The following is a 15,898-nucleotide window of genomic DNA, read 5'->3' as shown; positions in this document are numbered from 1 at the left end:
CGCAACCGGTCAGGACGAAGCCGGGTCCTCCTGGGAAGCGTCGCCGCCCACGGGGTGAACGGGGCAACTGCCCAGCCGACGGGGCGTGGGGAAGGTCCCCAGCTCGGCGACCCGGTAGCCATCGGGGTAGCCCTTGATCTCCGGGTTCTGCCGGGCGTAGTGGGGAGTACGGCGCGGCGGGAGCAGCCGCACGGCCCTGGCCCGCACTTTCAGGGCGGTGCGCACCGCGGTGCGCACCGAGGGCCGGGGCCGGTCGTAGCCGAAGCTGTCCAGCAGCGCGTCGTCCAGGAGTGCCTTGCTGGCGGCGCGCACCACCGGGGCGAGCGGTCCGTACCAGCCGCCCATCAGGTCCAGGGAGGCGTCGGCCACCCGGCGGGCGCCCGGGTCCCAGCCGAAGTGCGCCTCCTCGTAGGCGTCCAGGCACCGGGCGAACTCCTCGTGGGTCCGCGGGATGTCACCGATGCCCATGTGGCGGCCGAGGGTGCGGTAGTAGGCGGCCATGGCGCGTTTCTCGTGCTCGCTCAGCGGCCGCCAGCCGTACTGGTCGATCCAGCGGATCGGCACCACCACGAAGGTGCACAGGACGTAGCGCATGTCGTCGTCGGTGATGTCGTAGCTGCGGTGCATCTGGTTGATGCGGCGGATCGCGGTCCGGCCCTCGTCGGCGTCGAAGCCGTGCTCCATGACGGTGTCCAGGAGGAGGGCGGTGTCGTCGTAGCGCTTCTGCGCACGGTCCGTCAGCTCTGCGGTCTCGGCGAGCAGCCGCCCGATGCTCGGCACCGCGTAGGTGCGGTAGAGCGCCAGTTCCAGCGCCCTGGTGATGTCCCACGGGAATTCGTGGGCGTAGGTGATGCGTTGGATCCGCAGGAAGTCGCGCTCGGGATCGAGCCGTCGGATCTCCCGCAACCAGTCGTAGCGCCGCACCTGTTGTCCGTCCCTTCGTCGGCCGAAGTTCCCACAGTACGGGCGCGGGCGCACCGCCGCACGGTCCCGGGCGAGGGGCCGGTGGCCGCAATGGCCGGATTTCTGCGCATGATGACCGGGGCATCGACGGACCGGGGTTCTCCACAGCGCCTTCATCGACGTCACGGGATGGCATCGGCGCAGCGTACGGCTGGTGACAAGGCGACACCCGGCCAATTAGGGTGCGCGGCGAAGTGCGGACCCGTTATGGAGGGAGGCCCGGCGTGCCGACGACCGAGAGCGCCGACAGCGACCAGCTGTTCGTGCTGACGGCGGTGCTGCTGACGCCCGCGCAGTTCCCGAGCGTGCTCGGCGACGACTACCCCGAGGTGTGCGCGGGCCTCGCCCTCGAACCCTATGCGGAGGGCTACGGGCTGGTCCTCGGCCAGGACGGCACGGGGGCGCGCTGGACCGTCGTCACCGAGGACGTGTCGCTGGTGGCCTGCGCGATCGCGGCCTGGGACTGCGGCATGGAGTACGACCTGTCGCCGGGCGAGGACGGCATCGTCGCGGCGCTCCCGGGGTGGCCGCTGGCCCTCGCGGTGGCCGCGCCCGGGGTGCCGGAGCCGCACGATCCGGAGCCGCAGGAGGGCGACCGTGCGCCGCTGGCGCCGCCGGACGCCGCGGACTGGGGGCCGGCCCAGCGGCGGCTGGGCGCGGACGAGATAGCGCTGCAGTGGGCGTCCTGGCGGGCCCAGGTGGAGGACGACGAGGTCTCCTTCGCGGAGCCCGGCGAGGAGCGGCACGCGGGCGTGCGGCGGGTGCTGGCGGAGGCCCGCGGCTATGTCGTCGAGCCGCCGCCGCCCGGTCGGGTGCGGTCGTCGTTCGCCGCCGGCGAGGCCCGTACGCTGCGGGTCGACGGGCCCGGCTGGAGCATGGTGGCCCGCACCGACGACATCGCGTTCGTCCTGCTGGACGAGGAGCCGGGGCAGGTGCACCCGGTGGGCCGGGGACCCGAACTTCCCGGGCTGCTGGCGTCGTTGGACGGGCTGGCGGCCCGCCCCGTCTGACGGCCCGCGGAGCCGGGGCGGGCGGACCGGGGCCGCCGGCTCAGCGCCCGAGCTGCTTGCGGCCGGCCCGGCGCAGGCGGCGCCGCTGGGAGGAGTCGAGCGTCAGATACGCGACGGCCGGGATCCCGACCATGACCAAGACGGCCGCCCAGAAGGGCAGCAACCACAGCAGGAGCACTCCCACCGCGACGCCGCCGATCGCGACCTTCGCCTGTGTGGACATCCTTCACGCCCTTTCCGCGGCGTGCGCCGCGCTCTGTCGTATTCCATTGAACGCCGGTTCGGCTCCGGAGGTTCCCCGACCGGCCGGATCGTGCTGTACCCTCGGCCGCTCCACGCTCCACTAGTCAAATTTGAGGAGTACCGACCCAGTGGCTCCCCTCCCCGCGGTCACGCCCGCCCCGCCCTTCGATCTCGCCCACTGCGCGGCGGTCTTCCTGCCCTCGGATCCGCCCCGCCTCGGGCGGATCGCCTTCTGGCGCCCGGACGGTGCACCACTGCCGGACGCCTTCGCCCACGGCGCGCCCGAGGGGAGCGGCGCGCACCGGCCGGCACCGGAGCAGCTGACCGTCGCCCTGCCCACCGGGCCGGACGACGCCGAGGAAGCCGAGCACGCCGAGGAACGCGCCGTTGCGAACGGGAGCGGCGGCGAGGGCATCACCCTGTGCGCCGTACCTGCCCTGGTGCTGCCGGTAGCCGCGGCGCTCCCGGTGCTCACCCGGATACGCGGGGGCCGGCACACCCATCCGGCCACGGTCTTCTGGGGCGCGGCCGCCCTGCTGGCGCTCCGGGTCGCGGCCCGGGGTCGGCTGCTGCCCGGCCTCAGCCCCACCGATCACGACGCCTGGCGGGCCGGCCCCCTGGACCCGGACGACATGGCGCGGCTGCGCGAGCTGGCCGCCGCGATGCCGCCGTACGCCCACGCCGCCCCGCTCCCCGGGAGCGGCCCGGTCAGGCTGCCGGAACCGGAGCGGCTGGTGCGGGCCTTCCTGGACGCGGTCGCCGACGGGCTGCCCCGTACCCCCGCGGCCGAACTGGCCGCCGGCGGGCCGGCGTTCGCCGCGCCCGCACCGCAGCACATCCCGGAACAGCGCGCCTGGGCCGCGGAGATCGCAGCCGGACACGACGCGGGGGTGCGGATCTCGCTGCGCGTGGAGGTGCGCGGGACGGGCCCGGAGCGGACGGACGAGCGGGACACCCGGGCACCGGGGCCGTCTCCCGTCGGACTCTCCGACGGGCGGAACACGCCGGGAACGGAGGAGCCCGGCCCGCGGCACCCGGCCGCGCCCGACCCGGAACCGGAATCCGGCGCCGCCCCGGATATCGCGTTCATGGCCGTCGTCCAGGTGCACAGCGCAGCCGATCCCACGGTCGTCGCGGACGCCGCCGAGGTGTGGGCGGGCACGGCTCCGACGGGGCGGACCTTCGGGCCGCGGGCGCGGACCGAGGCCCTGCTGACGCTGCGCCGGGCGGCCGCCGCCTGGGACCCGCTGGCGCCGCTGCTGTCCGCGGCGGTGCCGGACGCGCTGGAGCTGGCCGACGAGGAGGTCGCCGAGCTGCTGGGCCCGGCGTCCGGCGCGTTGGCCGCCGCCGGGGTGCGGGTCCACTGGCCGGCGGAGCTGGCCCGGACCCTGACCACACGGGCCGTGGTGGGGCCGCCCGACGGGCCGGAGGACACCGCGCACGGAACCGGGACGGGGACCGGCGGACCGCCCTCGTTGGTCTCCGCCGACGCGCTGCTCTCGTTCAGCTGGCGGTTCGCCATCGGCGACCAGGAGATCGACCGGGCCGAACTGGACCGGCTCGCCGAGACGCGGCGCCCACTGGTGCGGCTGGGCGGCCGGTGGGTCCTGGTGGATCCGGAGGCGGTGCGCGCCGCCCGGGACCGCGAGGACCGCGCGGTCACCCCGCTCGACGCCCTGAGTGCCGCGCTCACCGGCACCACCGAGGACGGCGACGGCAACCGGGTGGAGGTCCAGGCGTCCGGCTGGCTCGCCCGGCTGCGCGACCGCCTGGCCGACCCCGAACGCACCGAGGACCCGGCACTCGGCCGTCCTCCGGGGCTCGCCGCCACCCTGCGCGACTACCAGGTGCACGGTGTGAGTTGGCTCCACCGGATGGCCTCCCTCGGCCTCGGCGGCTGCCTGGCCGACGACATGGGCCTGGGCAAGACCCTGACCCTGATCGCCCTGCATCTGCACCGGCAGACCGATCCGGAGTCGGCCGGGCCCACGCTCGTCGTCTGCCCCACCTCCCTCATGGGCAACTGGCAGCGGGAGATCGAGAAGTTCGCGCCGGGGACACCGGTGCGCCGCTACCACGCCGGGCGGCGCAGCCTGGCGGACCTCGTCGACGGGGAGTTCGTCCTCACCACCTACGGGACGATGCGCCTGGACGCCGCCAGACTGGCGGAGGTCGGCTGGGGGCTGGTCGTCGCCGACGAGGCGCAGCACGTGAAGAACCCGTTCTCGGCCACCGCCCGGGCGCTGCGCACCGTCCCCGCCCGGTCCCGGGTGGCGCTGACCGGCACACCGGTGGAGAACAACCTGTCGGAGCTGTGGGCGATCCTGGACTGGACGACGCCGGGGCTGCTGGGACCGCTGGGCCGGTTCCGGCGGCGGTACGCGCAGGCCATCGAGGGCGGCGGTGCGGGGACCCCGGAGGCGGCCGCGGCGGCGGAGCGGCTGGCCCGTCTGGTGCGGCCGTTCCTGCTGCGCCGGCGGAAGTCCGACCCGGGGATCGCACCGGAGCTGCCGCCCAAGACGGAGACCGACCGGGCGGTGGCGCTGACCGTGGAACAGGCCGCGCTGTACGAGGCGGTGGTGCGCGAGGGCCTCGGCGAGATCGCCGGGACGGACGGGCTCGCGCGGCGCGGCCTGGTGGTCAAGCTGCTGACCTCGCTCAAGCAGATCTGCAACCACCCCGCGCACTACCTCAAGGAGCCGCCCGGCGGGCCGGACGCCGGTACCGCGCGGTTCGCCGGGCGGTCGGGGAAGGCGGAGCTGCTCGACGAGTTGCTGGACACGCTCCTGGCCGAGGGTGCGGGCGTCCTGGTGTTCACCCAGTACGTACAGATGGCCCGGCTGCTGGCCGACCACCTGGCGGCGCGCGGGGTGCCGGCCCAACTCCTGCACGGGGGCACGCCGGTGGCCCGACGGGAGGAGATGGTGCGGCGCTTCCAGGAGGGCGAGGTGCCGGTGTTCCTGCTGTCGTTGAAGGCGGCGGGCACCGGCCTGAACCTCACCCGGGCCTCCCATGTCGTGCACTTCGACCGCTGGTGGAACCCGGCGGTCGAGGCGCAGGCCACCGACCGGGCCTACCGCATCGGGCAGACCCAGCCGGTCCAGGTGCACCGGATGGTCACCGAGGGCACGGTCGAGGACCGGATCGCCGCCCTGCTCGCCCGTAAGCAGCGGTTGGCGGACGCGGTCCTCGGTTCCGGCGAGGCGGCGCTGACCGAACTCTCCGACTCCGAACTCGCGGACCTGGTGGCACTGCGCGGGAGCGACCGGTGAACAGGACGAGCACGAGGGACCACGGGACAGACGGAAGGACGGACCGGTGTACGGGGACGGACCGGAGCAGGGGGACGCGATGAACCGGAACGCGGCGGAGAACGACACGGAGGGCGGGGACGCGGTGTACGGGAGCGGGGCCGGGGCGGCCGGGCCGGAGCGGACTTTCGCGGCGCTGCCGGTGACGCGCGGCCGGGGCTTCGCGCGGACCTGGTGGGGGCAGGCGTGGCTGAAGGCGCTGGAGGACACCGCCCTGGACGGCAAGCAGTTGAAGCTGGGCCGCCGGCACGCGCGCGCCGGCGCGGTCGGCGCGGTGTCCGTGCGCCCCGGTCGGCTGACCGCCGTCGTGCAGGACCCCGACCACACCCCGTACCGCTCCGACGTGCTGCTGCAGCAGCTGAGCGCGGCGGACTGGGACCGGCTGCTGGACGTCGTCGCGGACCGGGCCGGGCACCTGGCGGCCCTCCTGGACCGCGACGTGCCGCCTGTCCTGGTGGAGGACGCGGCGGCGGCCGGCGTCGAACTCCTCCCGGGCATCGGGGACCTGGATCCGGAGTGCGGCTGTGACGCGTGGGACCACTGCGCCCACTCGGCGGCGCTGTGCTATCAGGTGGCGCGGCTGCTGGACCAGGACCCGTTCGTGCTGCTGCTGTTGCGCGGGCGGGGCGAGGAGGAACTGCTGGACGAGCTCCAGCGACGCAGTGCGGCCAGGGCGGAGGCGGCGGCCGGCCCGGCCGGTCCCGCGGGCCGGGAGGAGACGGGCGTGCCGGCCGTCGAGGCGTACGCAGCACGGGACGTGCTGCCGCCGCTACCGGCGCCCCCGCCACCGGTCGCGTCCCCCGGCCCGGCACCGGCGCTCGGCGGGGGCGTCCCGCCGGCGCCCGGAGTCGCCACTGACGCGCTGGAGTTCCTGATCGCGGACGCCGCCGAGCGCGCCCGGCGGCTGCTGGCGGAGGCCCTCGCACCCGGGCACGCCGATGCCCCGCCGGCGCCCGTCCCGACGCTCTCCCAGGACGCCGTGCGGCTGGCCGCGTCGGAGCCCGGGGCGGCCGTCACGGCCCGCCTGGCGGACGGCTCGGGCCGCGACGCGCGGGGCCTGGCGCTGGCCGTGCGGGCCTGGCGGACGGGCGGCGCGGCCGGGTTGGCGGCCCTGGAGGAGGAGTGGATGCCGGCGCCCGAGGTGCAGTCCCGTGTGCGGGACCGGTTGGCAGCCGCCTGGGAGGACGAGGCGTCGCGGCCGCGGCTACGGGCCGCCGGAAACCGCTGGACTGTGGTGGGCGGCGGCACCCAGCTCCGCTACGGGCGCGACGGCCGGTGGTGGCCGTTCCGCAAGGAGGCAGGCCGGTGGGCCCCGGCCGGGCCGGCCGCGGACGATCCGGCGGCCGCGCTGGCCGCTCTCGCGGCGGACGTACCGGAGGGGCGCCCGTAGGGAGATTCCGCCGTGATGCGAGAAACGTCACGTTTACTCAGACCTTGACACTTGATGGTCATTTCAGGTCGACACCAATGACAGGATGGGACCGAATCCGCACCCTTTTCATGCGATTCATTCCGCGATGCTGTCCGCCTGGTTCCCGCAGCCCAGGCTTGCGGCGGCTCGCGTCCCGGATGTCCGCCGTTCGACCGTTCCGACGGTCGGACCGAACCGACCGTTAGGGCCCCGTCCTGCCATGCCGCTCGCCTTCCTGCACCGCCTGCGCGACCGTACGCCGCACAGCCTCCAGCCCTCCCTCCCCCGCGGGGCGGGCGCACTGGACCTGTACGTCAACGATCCCGTCGGACTGCCGATGGCCGGGGTGGCGGTCTCCGTCCTGGACGCCAACGGCCAGGAGGCGACGGCCTGCCGGACCGACCCCAACGGCCGGCTGACCGTCACCCTGCCACCCGGCGGCTACCGGCTCCTGGTGACCTCCGACGGCTTCCGCCCGGTCCGCTGCGAGGTCCGGGTGGTGGCCGGCGAACGGACCGCGCCCCGCCCGATCACCCTGGAACTGGCACCGGCGCTGCCGCTGCCCGACGCCGGCCAGTGGCGGCTCGACCCCGACCACAGCGCCATCCGCTTCACCGCCCGGCACATCGGACTGGCAGAGATCCACGGCCGGTTCAACCGCTTCGAGGGCGGCCTGTGGATCGGCGAGCGGATGGCGGACTCCCGGGTCGAGGTGACCATCGACGCGGCGAGCATCGACACCGGCGTGCGGATGCGGGACGACCACCTGCGGTCGGCGGAATTCCTGGACGTGGCCAGATTCCCTCATCTCCAGTTCGCCGGCGAGCGGTTCGTCCACAAGGGAGGCAGCCGGTGGGCGGTGCAGGGCGTGCTTCATCTGCACGGCGTCAGCCGCACCATCCAGTTGGACACCCGCTACCTGGGCATCGGCACCGGCATCATGGGCGAGACCCGCACCGCCTGCCAGGCCGTCACCGAACTGCACCGCGAGGACTTCACCCTGGACTGGCGGAAGATGCTGGCCAGGGGCATCGCCGCGATCGGCGCTACGATCCGGGTCGAGCTGGACATCCAGGCGGTCCGGCCCGAGTAGCCACCGCAAGGAGAGGTCGAACGCCATGACCGGCCCGTCGCCCCAGCCGTCGCTCGCCCAGGCGCTCGCCGCCGGACCGGTCGTCCTCGACGGCGGGCTCTCCAACCAACTGGAAGCCCAGGGCCACGACCTGAGCGACGCCCTGTGGTCGGCCCGGCTGCTCGCCGAGGAACCGGAAGCGGTGGTGCGGGCCCACCTGGCCTACTACGAGGCGGGCGCCCAGGTCGCCATCACCTCCAGCTACCAGGCCACCTTCGAGGGGTTCGCCCGGCGCGGCACCGGCCCCGAGGAGACCGCCGGGCTGCTGCGCCGCAGTGTCGAGCTGGCCCGCGAGGCGGCTGCACGGGCCCGCGCGGGCGGCGTCACCGGACCGCTCCATGTCGCCGCGTCGGCGGGCCCGTACGGGGCGATGCTGGCGGACGGCTCCGAATACCGCGGCCGGTACGGGCTGTCCGTGGACGCCTTGGAGCGCTTCCACCGGCCGCGCCTGGAAGTCCTGGCCGCCGCCCGGCCCGACGTGCTCGCCCTGGAGACGGTGCCGGACGCGGACGAGGCACGGGCCCTGCTGCGGGCCGTGCGCGGCCTCGGCGTCCCCGCCTACCTCTCGTACAGCATCGCCGGCGACCGCACCCGCGCCGGGCAGCCGCTGGCCGAGGCGTTCGCCCTGGCCGCCGACGCGGACGAGGTGATCGCGGTCGGCGTGAACTGCTGCACGCCGGACGACGCCGATCCGGCAGTGGCGCTCGCCGCGCGGGTCACCGGCAAGCCGGTCGTGGTCTACCCCAACAGCGGGGAGAGCTGGGACGCCACGGCCCGCGCCTGGCGCGGCAGCCCGGCCTTCGCCGCGGACCGGGTGGCCGGCTGGGTCGCGGCGGGCGCCCGGCTGATCGGCGGCTGCTGCCGGGTCGGCCCGGGCGCCATCGCGGAGTTGGCGACGGCGCTGGGCCGCTGACCGGGGCGAGGGAATTCCGGTGACGGCCCGGTCACCGCGCGCCCGGCTGCCGGGTCACCGGACCACCGGCTCACACCAGCGGCTTGGTGAGCTTCTTGGTGCCGCTGCGGCTGCCGGTCAGGCTGCACACCACGGACCTGACGCCCAGCTGGTAGCCGTGGACGGTCGGGAACTGGACGTAGGTGCCGCCGGCCGTCCCGGCGGGCTGCTTGGCGGCCTTGTCGGGGAGCTCGATGGAGCACAGCGCGGACGCCTTGTCCTTGATCTCGTTCTCCGAAGTCAGGCCGCGCGGCAGGGTGTAGACGAAGACGACCTCGGCGTCGTGCGGGCCGTTGCAGGACGCCGCCCGGTTGTTGCCGCCGTTCCCGCCCGGCGGGATGTCGAAGCAGTCGCCCGTCTTCAGCGTGTAGAAGGGCGCCGTGCGGCCGGTGGACGCGGACGGGGAGCTCCCCGGACCGGTGGGGGTCGCGGAGGCGGACGGCGTCGGGGCGCCGGAGCCGGAGGCCGAGGGGGTGGCGCTCGCCGAGGCGCCGGTGCCCGGCCGGGCCTGAGTGCGGCCGCCGTCACCGCTGTTGGCCCATATGACGCACCCGATGACGACCGCCACGACGAGCACGCCGGCGCCGATGATCAGCGCGATCGCGGTGCCGTTGCCGCCTCGGGAGGGCGGCGCGGGCGGCTGCTGCCAGCCACCGGGACCGCCGGGCGCGGGCGGCCCGAAGCCGCCGGCGGGCGCACCGTACGGGCCGGGCGGCGACTGACCTGGCGGCGGGGCCGACGGCCCGTGACCGCCCGCCCCGTAGCCCCCCGGCCCGGGTTGCTGCCCACCGGGCCCGTAGCCGCCTCCCGGCGGTCCAAAACCGCCCGACTCGCCCTGGGGCGGCTGGTACGGCGGCTGGTTGGACGGCGGGGGCGGGGGAAAGCTCATGGCGGAAGTGATCGCTTCTTTGATGGGGAGTCAAGGACGCGGTGACCGATCTGGACCGTTCCGAGGCGAAACATCCACCCCTGAGGCCACCGTTGACGCTCCACGGCCCGGGACGGACGGCCCCCGGCCCTGGTCGCCCGGACAGACCCTAACGTGCCCGACGTGTACGCCTCACCGCCCGGAGGTGCTCCATGTTCACCGACCTTCCCCTGGACGAACTGCGCCGCTACCGCCCACCGCTGCCCGAACCCCCCGGTTTCGACGCCTTCTGGCAGCGCACCCTGGACGAGGCCCGCGCCCACGACCTCGCCCCCCGGTTCACCACGGCCGACACCGGCCTGACCCGGCTGCACACCGACGACGTGGAGTTCACCGGCTTCGGCGGGCACCGGATCCGCGGCTGGTTCCTGCGTCCGCGCACCGCGGCCGGGCGGCTGCCGTGCGTGGTGCAGTACCTCGGCTACGGCGGCGGCCGACTGCTGCCGCACGACTGGCTGCTGTGGCCGTCGGCCGGCTACGCCACGCTGGTCATGGACACCCGCGGTCAGAGCGGCCCCGACCGGCCCGGCGACACCCCCGACCCGGTGGGCGCCCCGCACCCGGGCGTACCGGGCAAGCTGACCCAGGGCCTGCTGGACCCCGACACCTACTACTACCGGCGGCTGTTCACCGACGCCGTACGGGCCGTGGAGGCGGCCCGCCGCCATCAGGCGGTGGACGCCGAGCGGATCGTGGTCGCCGGCCACAGCCAGGGCGGCGCCCTCGCGCTGGCCATGACCGGACTCGTCCCGGGGCTCGCCGGCGCCCTGATCGACGCGCCGTTCCTCACCCACATCCGGCGCGCCCTCGACATCACCGACCAGGGGCCCTACGGCGAACTGACCCGCTACTTCGCCGGCCAGCGCGGCCACATCGACACCGCGCTGCACACCCTCGACCACTTCGACGGCCTGAACTTCGCGGTCCGCGCCACCGCCCCGGCCCTCTTCGGCACCGCACTGCGCGACGAGATCGTCCCGCCGTCCACCGGATTCGCCGCCCACCACCACTACGCCGGCGAGAAACAGCTGGAGGTCTGGCGGTTCAACGCGCACGAGAGCGGCGGCGGCGCCCAGCGGACCGCGGAGATCCGCTTCCTCCGCGAGCTGTTCGGCGGCTGACCCGCACCGCCCGCGCGTGTTGTCCACAGGCCGCCCGCGGCCCACGGCCGGCACATTACGATGCGGCTGCGCGCCGGGGCCCTGAGCGGCCGGGAGCCCCGGATCAGGGCCTGGAATACCGGTCGCGGAGGGAGGTGCCCGATGGGCGCACAGGCGGCCGGACCGCTGGTCGTCGGCGTGGACAGCTCGACGCAGTCCACCAAGACGCTGGTCGTGGACGCGGAGACCGGCGAGGTGCTGGCCCGGGGCCAGGCACCGCACACGGTCGGCGGCCCCGGCAAGGAGAGCGACCCCCGGCAGTGGTGGCAGGCACTGGGCGAGGCGCTGGCCCGGTGCGGCCCCGCCGCGCGGCAGGCGTCCGCGGTCTCCGTCGCCGGCCAGCAGCACGGGCTGGTGACGCTGGACGCGACCGGCGAGCCGGTACGCCCGGCGCTGTTGTGGAACGACGTCCGGCCGGCCCGCGAGAGCGCCCGGCTGATCGCCGAGGGCGGCGGCCCGCAGGCGTGGGCCGAGCGCATCGGGAGCGTTCCGGGGCCGTCGTTCACGGTCGCCAAGTGGGCCTGGCTGCGCGCCCACGAGCCGGACGCGGCCGCCGCCACCGCCGCCGTCCGGCTTCCGCACGACTACCTCGTCCAGCGGCTCACCGGCCAGGCCGTCACCGACCGCGGCGACGCCTCGGGCACCGGCTGGTGGGCGGCGTCCACCGGCGCGTACGACCCCGAGACCCTGGAGCGGGTCGGGCTGACGCCCGCGATACTGCCGCGCGTGGCACTCCCCGGGGAGGCGGCCGGCAGCGTGCACACCGACGAACTCCCCCTCCCGCACGGCGCGTTGGTGGCCGCCGGGACGGGGGACAACATGGCGGCGGCGCTCGGCCTGGGCCTGCGCCCCGGGCAGCCGGTGCTGAGCCTGGGCACCTCCGGCACGGTGTACGCCGTCACCACCCGCCGGCCCGCCGATCCGACCGGCACCGTCGCCGGCTTCGCCGACGCCCGCGGCGACTGGCTGCCGCTGGCCTGCACACTCAACTGCACGCTCGCCGTGGACCGGGTGGCGGCCCTGCTCGGCCGCGACCGGGAGGCCGTCGAGCCGGGCGGCGGCGCCGTGCTGCTGCCCTTCCTGGACGGCGAGCGGACGCCGAACCTCCCGCACGCCTCGGGCCTGCTGCACGGCCTGCGCCACGACACCACCCCCGGCCAGCTGCTCCAAGCCGCCTACGACGGCGCGGTGTTCACACTTCTGCGGGCCCTCGATCACGTTTCGGGTCCGGAGACCGCGCCCGGTGCGCCGCTGCTGCTGATCGGCGGCGGGGCCCGCGGCGCCGCCTGGCGGGAGACCGTACGGCGGCTCTCGGGCCGCCCGGTGGTGGTGCCCGAGGCCGGCGAACTCGTCGCGCTCGGCGCGGCGGCGCAGGCGGCCGGGCTGCTGCTGGGCGAGGATCCGGCGGCGGTGGCGCGCAGATGGGGCACGGCCCGCGGCGCGGAGTACCCGGCGCGGGAGCGGGACGGCGCCGCCTGGGCCCGACTGTCGGCGACCCTGACGGACGGAGCGGCGCTGCTCGGCGGCTGACGGCGGCCCCCCGCAGCACCACCGGGAATCACCTCGGCACACTTTTCCCGGCACCGAAAAACCTAAACCCTTTCCACCGAGACTTATATCCATGCCACCCCATCGAGCGATTGTGCGGATAAAAAAAGCGCCACTATCTTCGATGCGGCGGCGAGCTGACAGGGCACATTTCTGACGCCCTACGGGTGTTCCACGCCGCAGCCTCGACGAGATAGGTGACATGGTGACGATTGCCGGCGAGACGCTGCACGGAGACGCCGAAGAGAGCCAGAATTCCAGCCTCAGTACCACCGCCGCGCGGAATCTGGCGACGACCACCAAGACCGCACCACAGATGCAGGGCATCACCTCCCGCTGGCTGCTGCGGCTGCTGCCCTGGGTGCAGGTCTCGGGTGGCACCTACCGCGTCAACCGACGGCTCGCGCACACCGTCGGCGACGGGCGGATCGACTTCGACATCGACGGCGGCTCGGTCGCGATCATCCCCGAGGAACTGCGCGAACTGCCCGCGCTGTGGGAATTCACCGACGTCGAGGTCCTCGCCGCGCTCGGCGAAAGGTTCACCCAGCACGAGTACGCCCCCGGCGAGGTGATCGCCCAGGCCGGCACCCCGCACGACCGGGTGGTGCTGATCGCACACGGCCGGGTCGACCGGATCGGCACCGGCAAGTACAGCGACGAGACCGTCCTCGACGCGCTGGCCGGCGGCGACCACCTCGGCGACGCCGCGCTCGGCGACGCCGACGGCCAGTGGGAGTTCAGCTACCGCGCGGTGACGCGGGTGACGGTGATGACCCTGGCGCGCGCGGCCGCCCTGGAGGTCGCCGACCGCTCCCCCGCGCTGCGCGACCACCTCGCGGCGGCCACCGACGGCGCCGCGCCGGCGGCCGACCCCGGCGGCGAGTCCGCCATCACCCTCTCCTCCGGCCACCGCGGCGAGCCCGCCCTGCCCAGCACGTTCGTCGACTACGACCGCACGCCGCGGGAGTACGAACTCAGCGTCGCGCAGACCGTGCTGCGCACCCACACCCGCGTCGGCGACCTCTACAGCGACCCGATGAACCAGGTCGAGGAACAGCTCCGGCTCACGGTGCAGGCCCTGCGCGAGCGGCAGGAGCACGAGATGATCAACAACCCCGGGTTCGGGCTGCTGCACAACGCCGACCTCAGGCAGCGCGTCCGCACCCGCAGCGGCCCGCCCACCCCCGACGACCTCGACGAACTCCTCGCCACGGTCTGGAAGGACCCGGGCTTCCTGCTGGCCCACCCCAAGGCGATCGCCGCGATCGGCCGCGAGTGCAGCGCCCGCGGCCTCTACCCGGACGCGGTCGACGTCATGGGCCACTCGCTGCCGTCCTGGCGCGGCGTGCCGATCTTCCCCTGCAACAAGATCCCGGTGACACCGGAGGGCACCAGCTCGGTGCTGCTGCTGCGCACCGGCGAGGAGAAGCAGGGCGTGGTCGGGCTGCACCGCAGCGGAATTCCCGATGAATACGAACCGAGCCTTTCGGTGCGTTTCATGGGAGTCGACGACCAGGCAATCGTGAACTACCTCGTCAGCGCCTACTATTCGGCGGCCATTCTCGTACCCGATGCCCTCGGCGTCCTCGAAGACGTGGAAATCGGACACTGAGTGGAAATTCCGGGGAAGCGACTGCCGCACCGCGCGGGACGATAGCGCCTCCCACCGCCCACTTCTCCGTTCTTTCCCGCGCTTTTCCCGGAATTTTACGCGCCGAGATTTCCCGCACCGATCGGAACAGGTGACCGTTCAGCATGACCACATCCGTGGATCCCACCTCCGGCCCGCAGACCGAGGGCACCGAGCAGCCCCGGTCCAGCCTGGACACCGCGGCCGCCCGCAACCTGGCGACCACGACCAAGACCCCGCCGCAGATGCAGGGCATCTCCTCGCGGTGGCTGCTGCGGGTCCTGCCGTGGACGCAGGTCTCCGGCGGCACCTACCGCGTCAACCGGCGCCTGACCCACACCCTCGGCGACGGCCGCGTGGAGTTCGTCACCGAGGGCGCCGAAGTCCGGGTCATCCCCCTGGAGTTGCGCGAACTTGCGCCACTGCGCGGCTTCACCGACGACCCCACCCTCCGGGAGCTGGCCGGGCGCTTCGCCCAGCGGGACGTCGTCCCCGGTGACGTCCTCGCCGAGCACGGCACGCCGACCGACCAGGTGATCCTGATCGCCCACGGCAGGATCGAACGGGTGGGCACCGGCAAGTACGGCGACGAGACGGTGACCGCGCTGCTCACCGGCGGCGACGCGGCCGGCGACGCGGCACTGCTCAGCGCCGACGCCGAGTGGGAGTTCAGCCTCCGCGCGGCCACCCGCGGCACCGTCCTCACCCTCTCCCGCAGCGACTACGAGGAGGTGCTGGGCCGTTCGGCGGCGCTGCGCGAACACGTCGAGAGCTTCCGCACCGCCCTCGTCCCGGCGCAGAACAAGCACGGCGAGGCCGCCATCGAACTGGCCGCCGGCCACATCGGCGAGCCGACACTGCCAGGCACGTTCGCGGACTACGAACGGCAGCCTCGGGAGTACGAACTCAGCGTCGCGCAGACCGTCTTGAAGATCCACTCACGGGTCGCCGACCTCTACAACGACCCGATGAACCAGCTGGACCAGCAGCTGCGACTGACCATCGAAGCGCTGCGCGAGCGCCAGGAACACGAGCTGGTCAACAACCGCGAGTTCGGCCTGCTGCACAACGCCGACCTCCAGCAGCGCATCCACACCCGCAGCGGCCCGCCCACCCCCGACGACCTCGACGAACTGATCTCCCGCCGCCGCAAGACCCAGTTCCTGCTGGCGCACCCGCGGACCATCGCGGCCATCGGCCGGGAGTGGAACGCCCGCGGGATCTACCCGGCGACCGCGGAGATCGAGGGCACGCCGGTGCGCGCCTGGCGCGGCATCCCGCTGCTGCCCTGCAACAAGATCCCGATCAACGCGGACCAGACCAGCTCGATCCTCGCGATGCGCGTCGGCGAGGAGAACCAGGGCGTGGTCGGCCTCCACCAGACCGGCATCCCCGACGAGTACCGACCCGGCCTGTCGGTGCGTTTCATGGGCATCAACGACCAGGCCGTCATCAAATACCTGGTCAGCGCCTACTACTCGGCGGCGGTGCTGGTGCCGGACGCGCTGGGCATCCTGGAGGACGTCGAGATCGGACGCTGACCGAACGGTACCGGGAGCACGATCCGGACCTGAAACGCCGTCACCCGGGTGCGGCCATTGCCTGAC

At 74.3% G+C, this 15,898-nt stretch carries 12 protein-coding genes; 9 read left to right on the top strand and 3 right to left on the bottom strand.

Annotation, left to right across the window (positions count from 1 at the left end):
* Window positions 1-9: 9 nt before the first annotated feature.
* Window positions 10-924: an oxygenase MpaB family protein gene (locus tag K2224_RS28495; protein ID WP_221910078.1), complete on the bottom strand. Its 915-nt coding sequence runs from the start codon at window positions 922-924 to the stop codon at window positions 10-12.
* A 263-nt stretch (window positions 925-1,187) separates the two neighbouring features.
* Between K2224_RS28495 and K2224_RS28490 the strand changes: the two genes are divergently transcribed.
* The gene (locus K2224_RS28490) at window positions 1,188-1,973 is read left to right on the top strand and encodes a hypothetical protein (protein WP_221910077.1); all 786 of its coding nucleotides are present in this window, start codon (window positions 1,188-1,190) and stop codon (window positions 1,971-1,973) included.
* Window positions 1,974-2,013: 40 nt separating this feature from the next.
* On the opposite strand, the gene K2224_RS28485 is transcribed toward K2224_RS28490, so the two are convergent.
* Window positions 2,014-2,196 carry a hypothetical protein gene (locus K2224_RS28485; protein WP_221910076.1) on the bottom strand — a complete coding sequence of 61 codons (183 nt, stop codon included), beginning with the start codon at window positions 2,194-2,196 and terminating at the stop codon, window positions 2,014-2,016.
* Window positions 2,197-2,344: 148 nt separating this feature from the next.
* On the opposite strand from K2224_RS28485, the gene K2224_RS28480 reads away from it, so the two are divergent.
* The 4 genes from K2224_RS28480 to mmuM all read left to right on the top strand — a co-directional run bounded on the left by K2224_RS28480 (window position 2,345) and on the right by mmuM (window position 8,983).
* Complete coding sequence (locus tag K2224_RS28480; protein ID WP_221910075.1) at window positions 2,345-5,488, top strand: DEAD/DEAH box helicase; 3,144 nt, start codon at window positions 2,345-2,347, stop codon at window positions 5,486-5,488.
* Between the two features lie 79 nt (window positions 5,489-5,567).
* A complete protein-coding gene (locus K2224_RS28475; protein ID WP_260693529.1) occupies window positions 5,568-6,917 on the top strand; it encodes an SWF or SNF family helicase in 1,350 nt (449 codons plus the stop codon).
* Between the two features lie 241 nt (window positions 6,918-7,158).
* On the top strand, window positions 7,159-8,031 hold the full coding sequence (locus K2224_RS28470) for a YceI family protein (protein WP_221910074.1): 873 nt from the start codon (window positions 7,159-7,161) through the stop codon (window positions 8,029-8,031).
* 25 nt (window positions 8,032-8,056) lie between these two features.
* Window positions 8,057-8,983 (top strand): homocysteine S-methyltransferase, encoded by a 927-nt coding sequence (gene mmuM / locus K2224_RS28465; RefSeq protein WP_221910073.1) that lies wholly within the window; start codon window positions 8,057-8,059, stop codon window positions 8,981-8,983.
* A gap of 70 nt (window positions 8,984-9,053) precedes the next feature.
* On the opposite strand, the gene K2224_RS28460 is transcribed toward mmuM, so the two are convergent.
* A complete protein-coding gene (locus tag K2224_RS28460; protein ID WP_221910072.1) occupies window positions 9,054-9,911 on the bottom strand; it encodes a septum formation family protein in 858 nt (285 codons plus the stop codon).
* Window positions 9,912-10,102: 191 nt separating this feature from the next.
* Here K2224_RS28460 and K2224_RS28455 point away from each other — a divergent pair, with 191 nt between their 5' ends.
* The 4 genes from K2224_RS28455 (at window position 10,103) to K2224_RS28440 (ending at window position 15,832) form a co-directional block, all read left to right on the top strand.
* Entirely contained in the window at window positions 10,103-11,071 is a 969-nt protein-coding gene (locus K2224_RS28455; RefSeq protein ID WP_221910071.1) for an acetylxylan esterase, read from the top strand.
* 141 nt (window positions 11,072-11,212) lie between these two features.
* The gene (xylB, locus tag K2224_RS28450) at window positions 11,213-12,640 is read left to right on the top strand and encodes a xylulokinase (RefSeq protein WP_221910070.1); all 1,428 of its coding nucleotides are present in this window, start codon (window positions 11,213-11,215) and stop codon (window positions 12,638-12,640) included.
* A gap of 220 nt (window positions 12,641-12,860) precedes the next feature.
* Window positions 12,861-14,273, top strand: a complete 1,413-nt coding sequence (locus tag K2224_RS28445) for a family 2B encapsulin nanocompartment shell protein (protein WP_221910069.1) — start codon at window positions 12,861-12,863, stop codon at window positions 14,271-14,273.
* A 143-nt stretch (window positions 14,274-14,416) separates the two neighbouring features.
* On the top strand, window positions 14,417-15,832 hold the full coding sequence (locus K2224_RS28440) for a family 2B encapsulin nanocompartment shell protein (protein ID WP_221910068.1): 1,416 nt from the start codon (window positions 14,417-14,419) through the stop codon (window positions 15,830-15,832).
* Window positions 15,833-15,898 lie beyond the last annotated feature (66 nt).

The organism is Streptomyces sp. BHT-5-2 (assembly GCF_019774615.1).
Taxonomy (GTDB): Bacteria; Actinomycetota; Actinomycetes; order Streptomycetales; family Streptomycetaceae; genus Streptomyces.
The sequence above is the reverse complement of the archived record's forward strand: the minus strand, read 5'-3'. Positions and strand labels throughout refer to the sequence as shown.

What these genes read in the sequence shown, in the direction of transcription:
- K2224_RS28485 (WP_221910076.1), bottom strand. Translation starts at nt 2,196, where the DNA reads ATGTCCACACAGGCGAAGGTCGCGATCGGCGGCGTCGCGGTGGGAGTG.
- K2224_RS28475 (WP_260693529.1), top strand. Translation starts at nt 5,568, where the DNA reads ATGAACCGGAACGCGGCGGAGAACGACACGGAGGGCGGGGACGCGGTG.
- K2224_RS28470 (WP_221910074.1), top strand. Translation starts at nt 7,159, where the DNA reads ATGCCGCTCGCCTTCCTGCACCGCCTGCGCGACCGTACGCCGCACAGC.
- mmuM (WP_221910073.1), top strand. Translation starts at nt 8,057, where the DNA reads ATGACCGGCCCGTCGCCCCAGCCGTCGCTCGCCCAGGCGCTCGCCGCC.
- K2224_RS28460 (WP_221910072.1), bottom strand. Translation starts at nt 9,911, where the DNA reads ATGAGCTTTCCCCCGCCCCCGCCGTCCAACCAGCCGCCGTACCAGCCG.
- K2224_RS28455 (WP_221910071.1), top strand. Translation starts at nt 10,103, where the DNA reads ATGTTCACCGACCTTCCCCTGGACGAACTGCGCCGCTACCGCCCACCG.
- xylB (WP_221910070.1), top strand. Translation starts at nt 11,213, where the DNA reads ATGGGCGCACAGGCGGCCGGACCGCTGGTCGTCGGCGTGGACAGCTCG.
- K2224_RS28445 (WP_221910069.1), top strand. Translation starts at nt 12,861, where the DNA reads ATGGTGACGATTGCCGGCGAGACGCTGCACGGAGACGCCGAAGAGAGC.
- K2224_RS28440 (WP_221910068.1), top strand. Translation starts at nt 14,417, where the DNA reads ATGACCACATCCGTGGATCCCACCTCCGGCCCGCAGACCGAGGGCACC.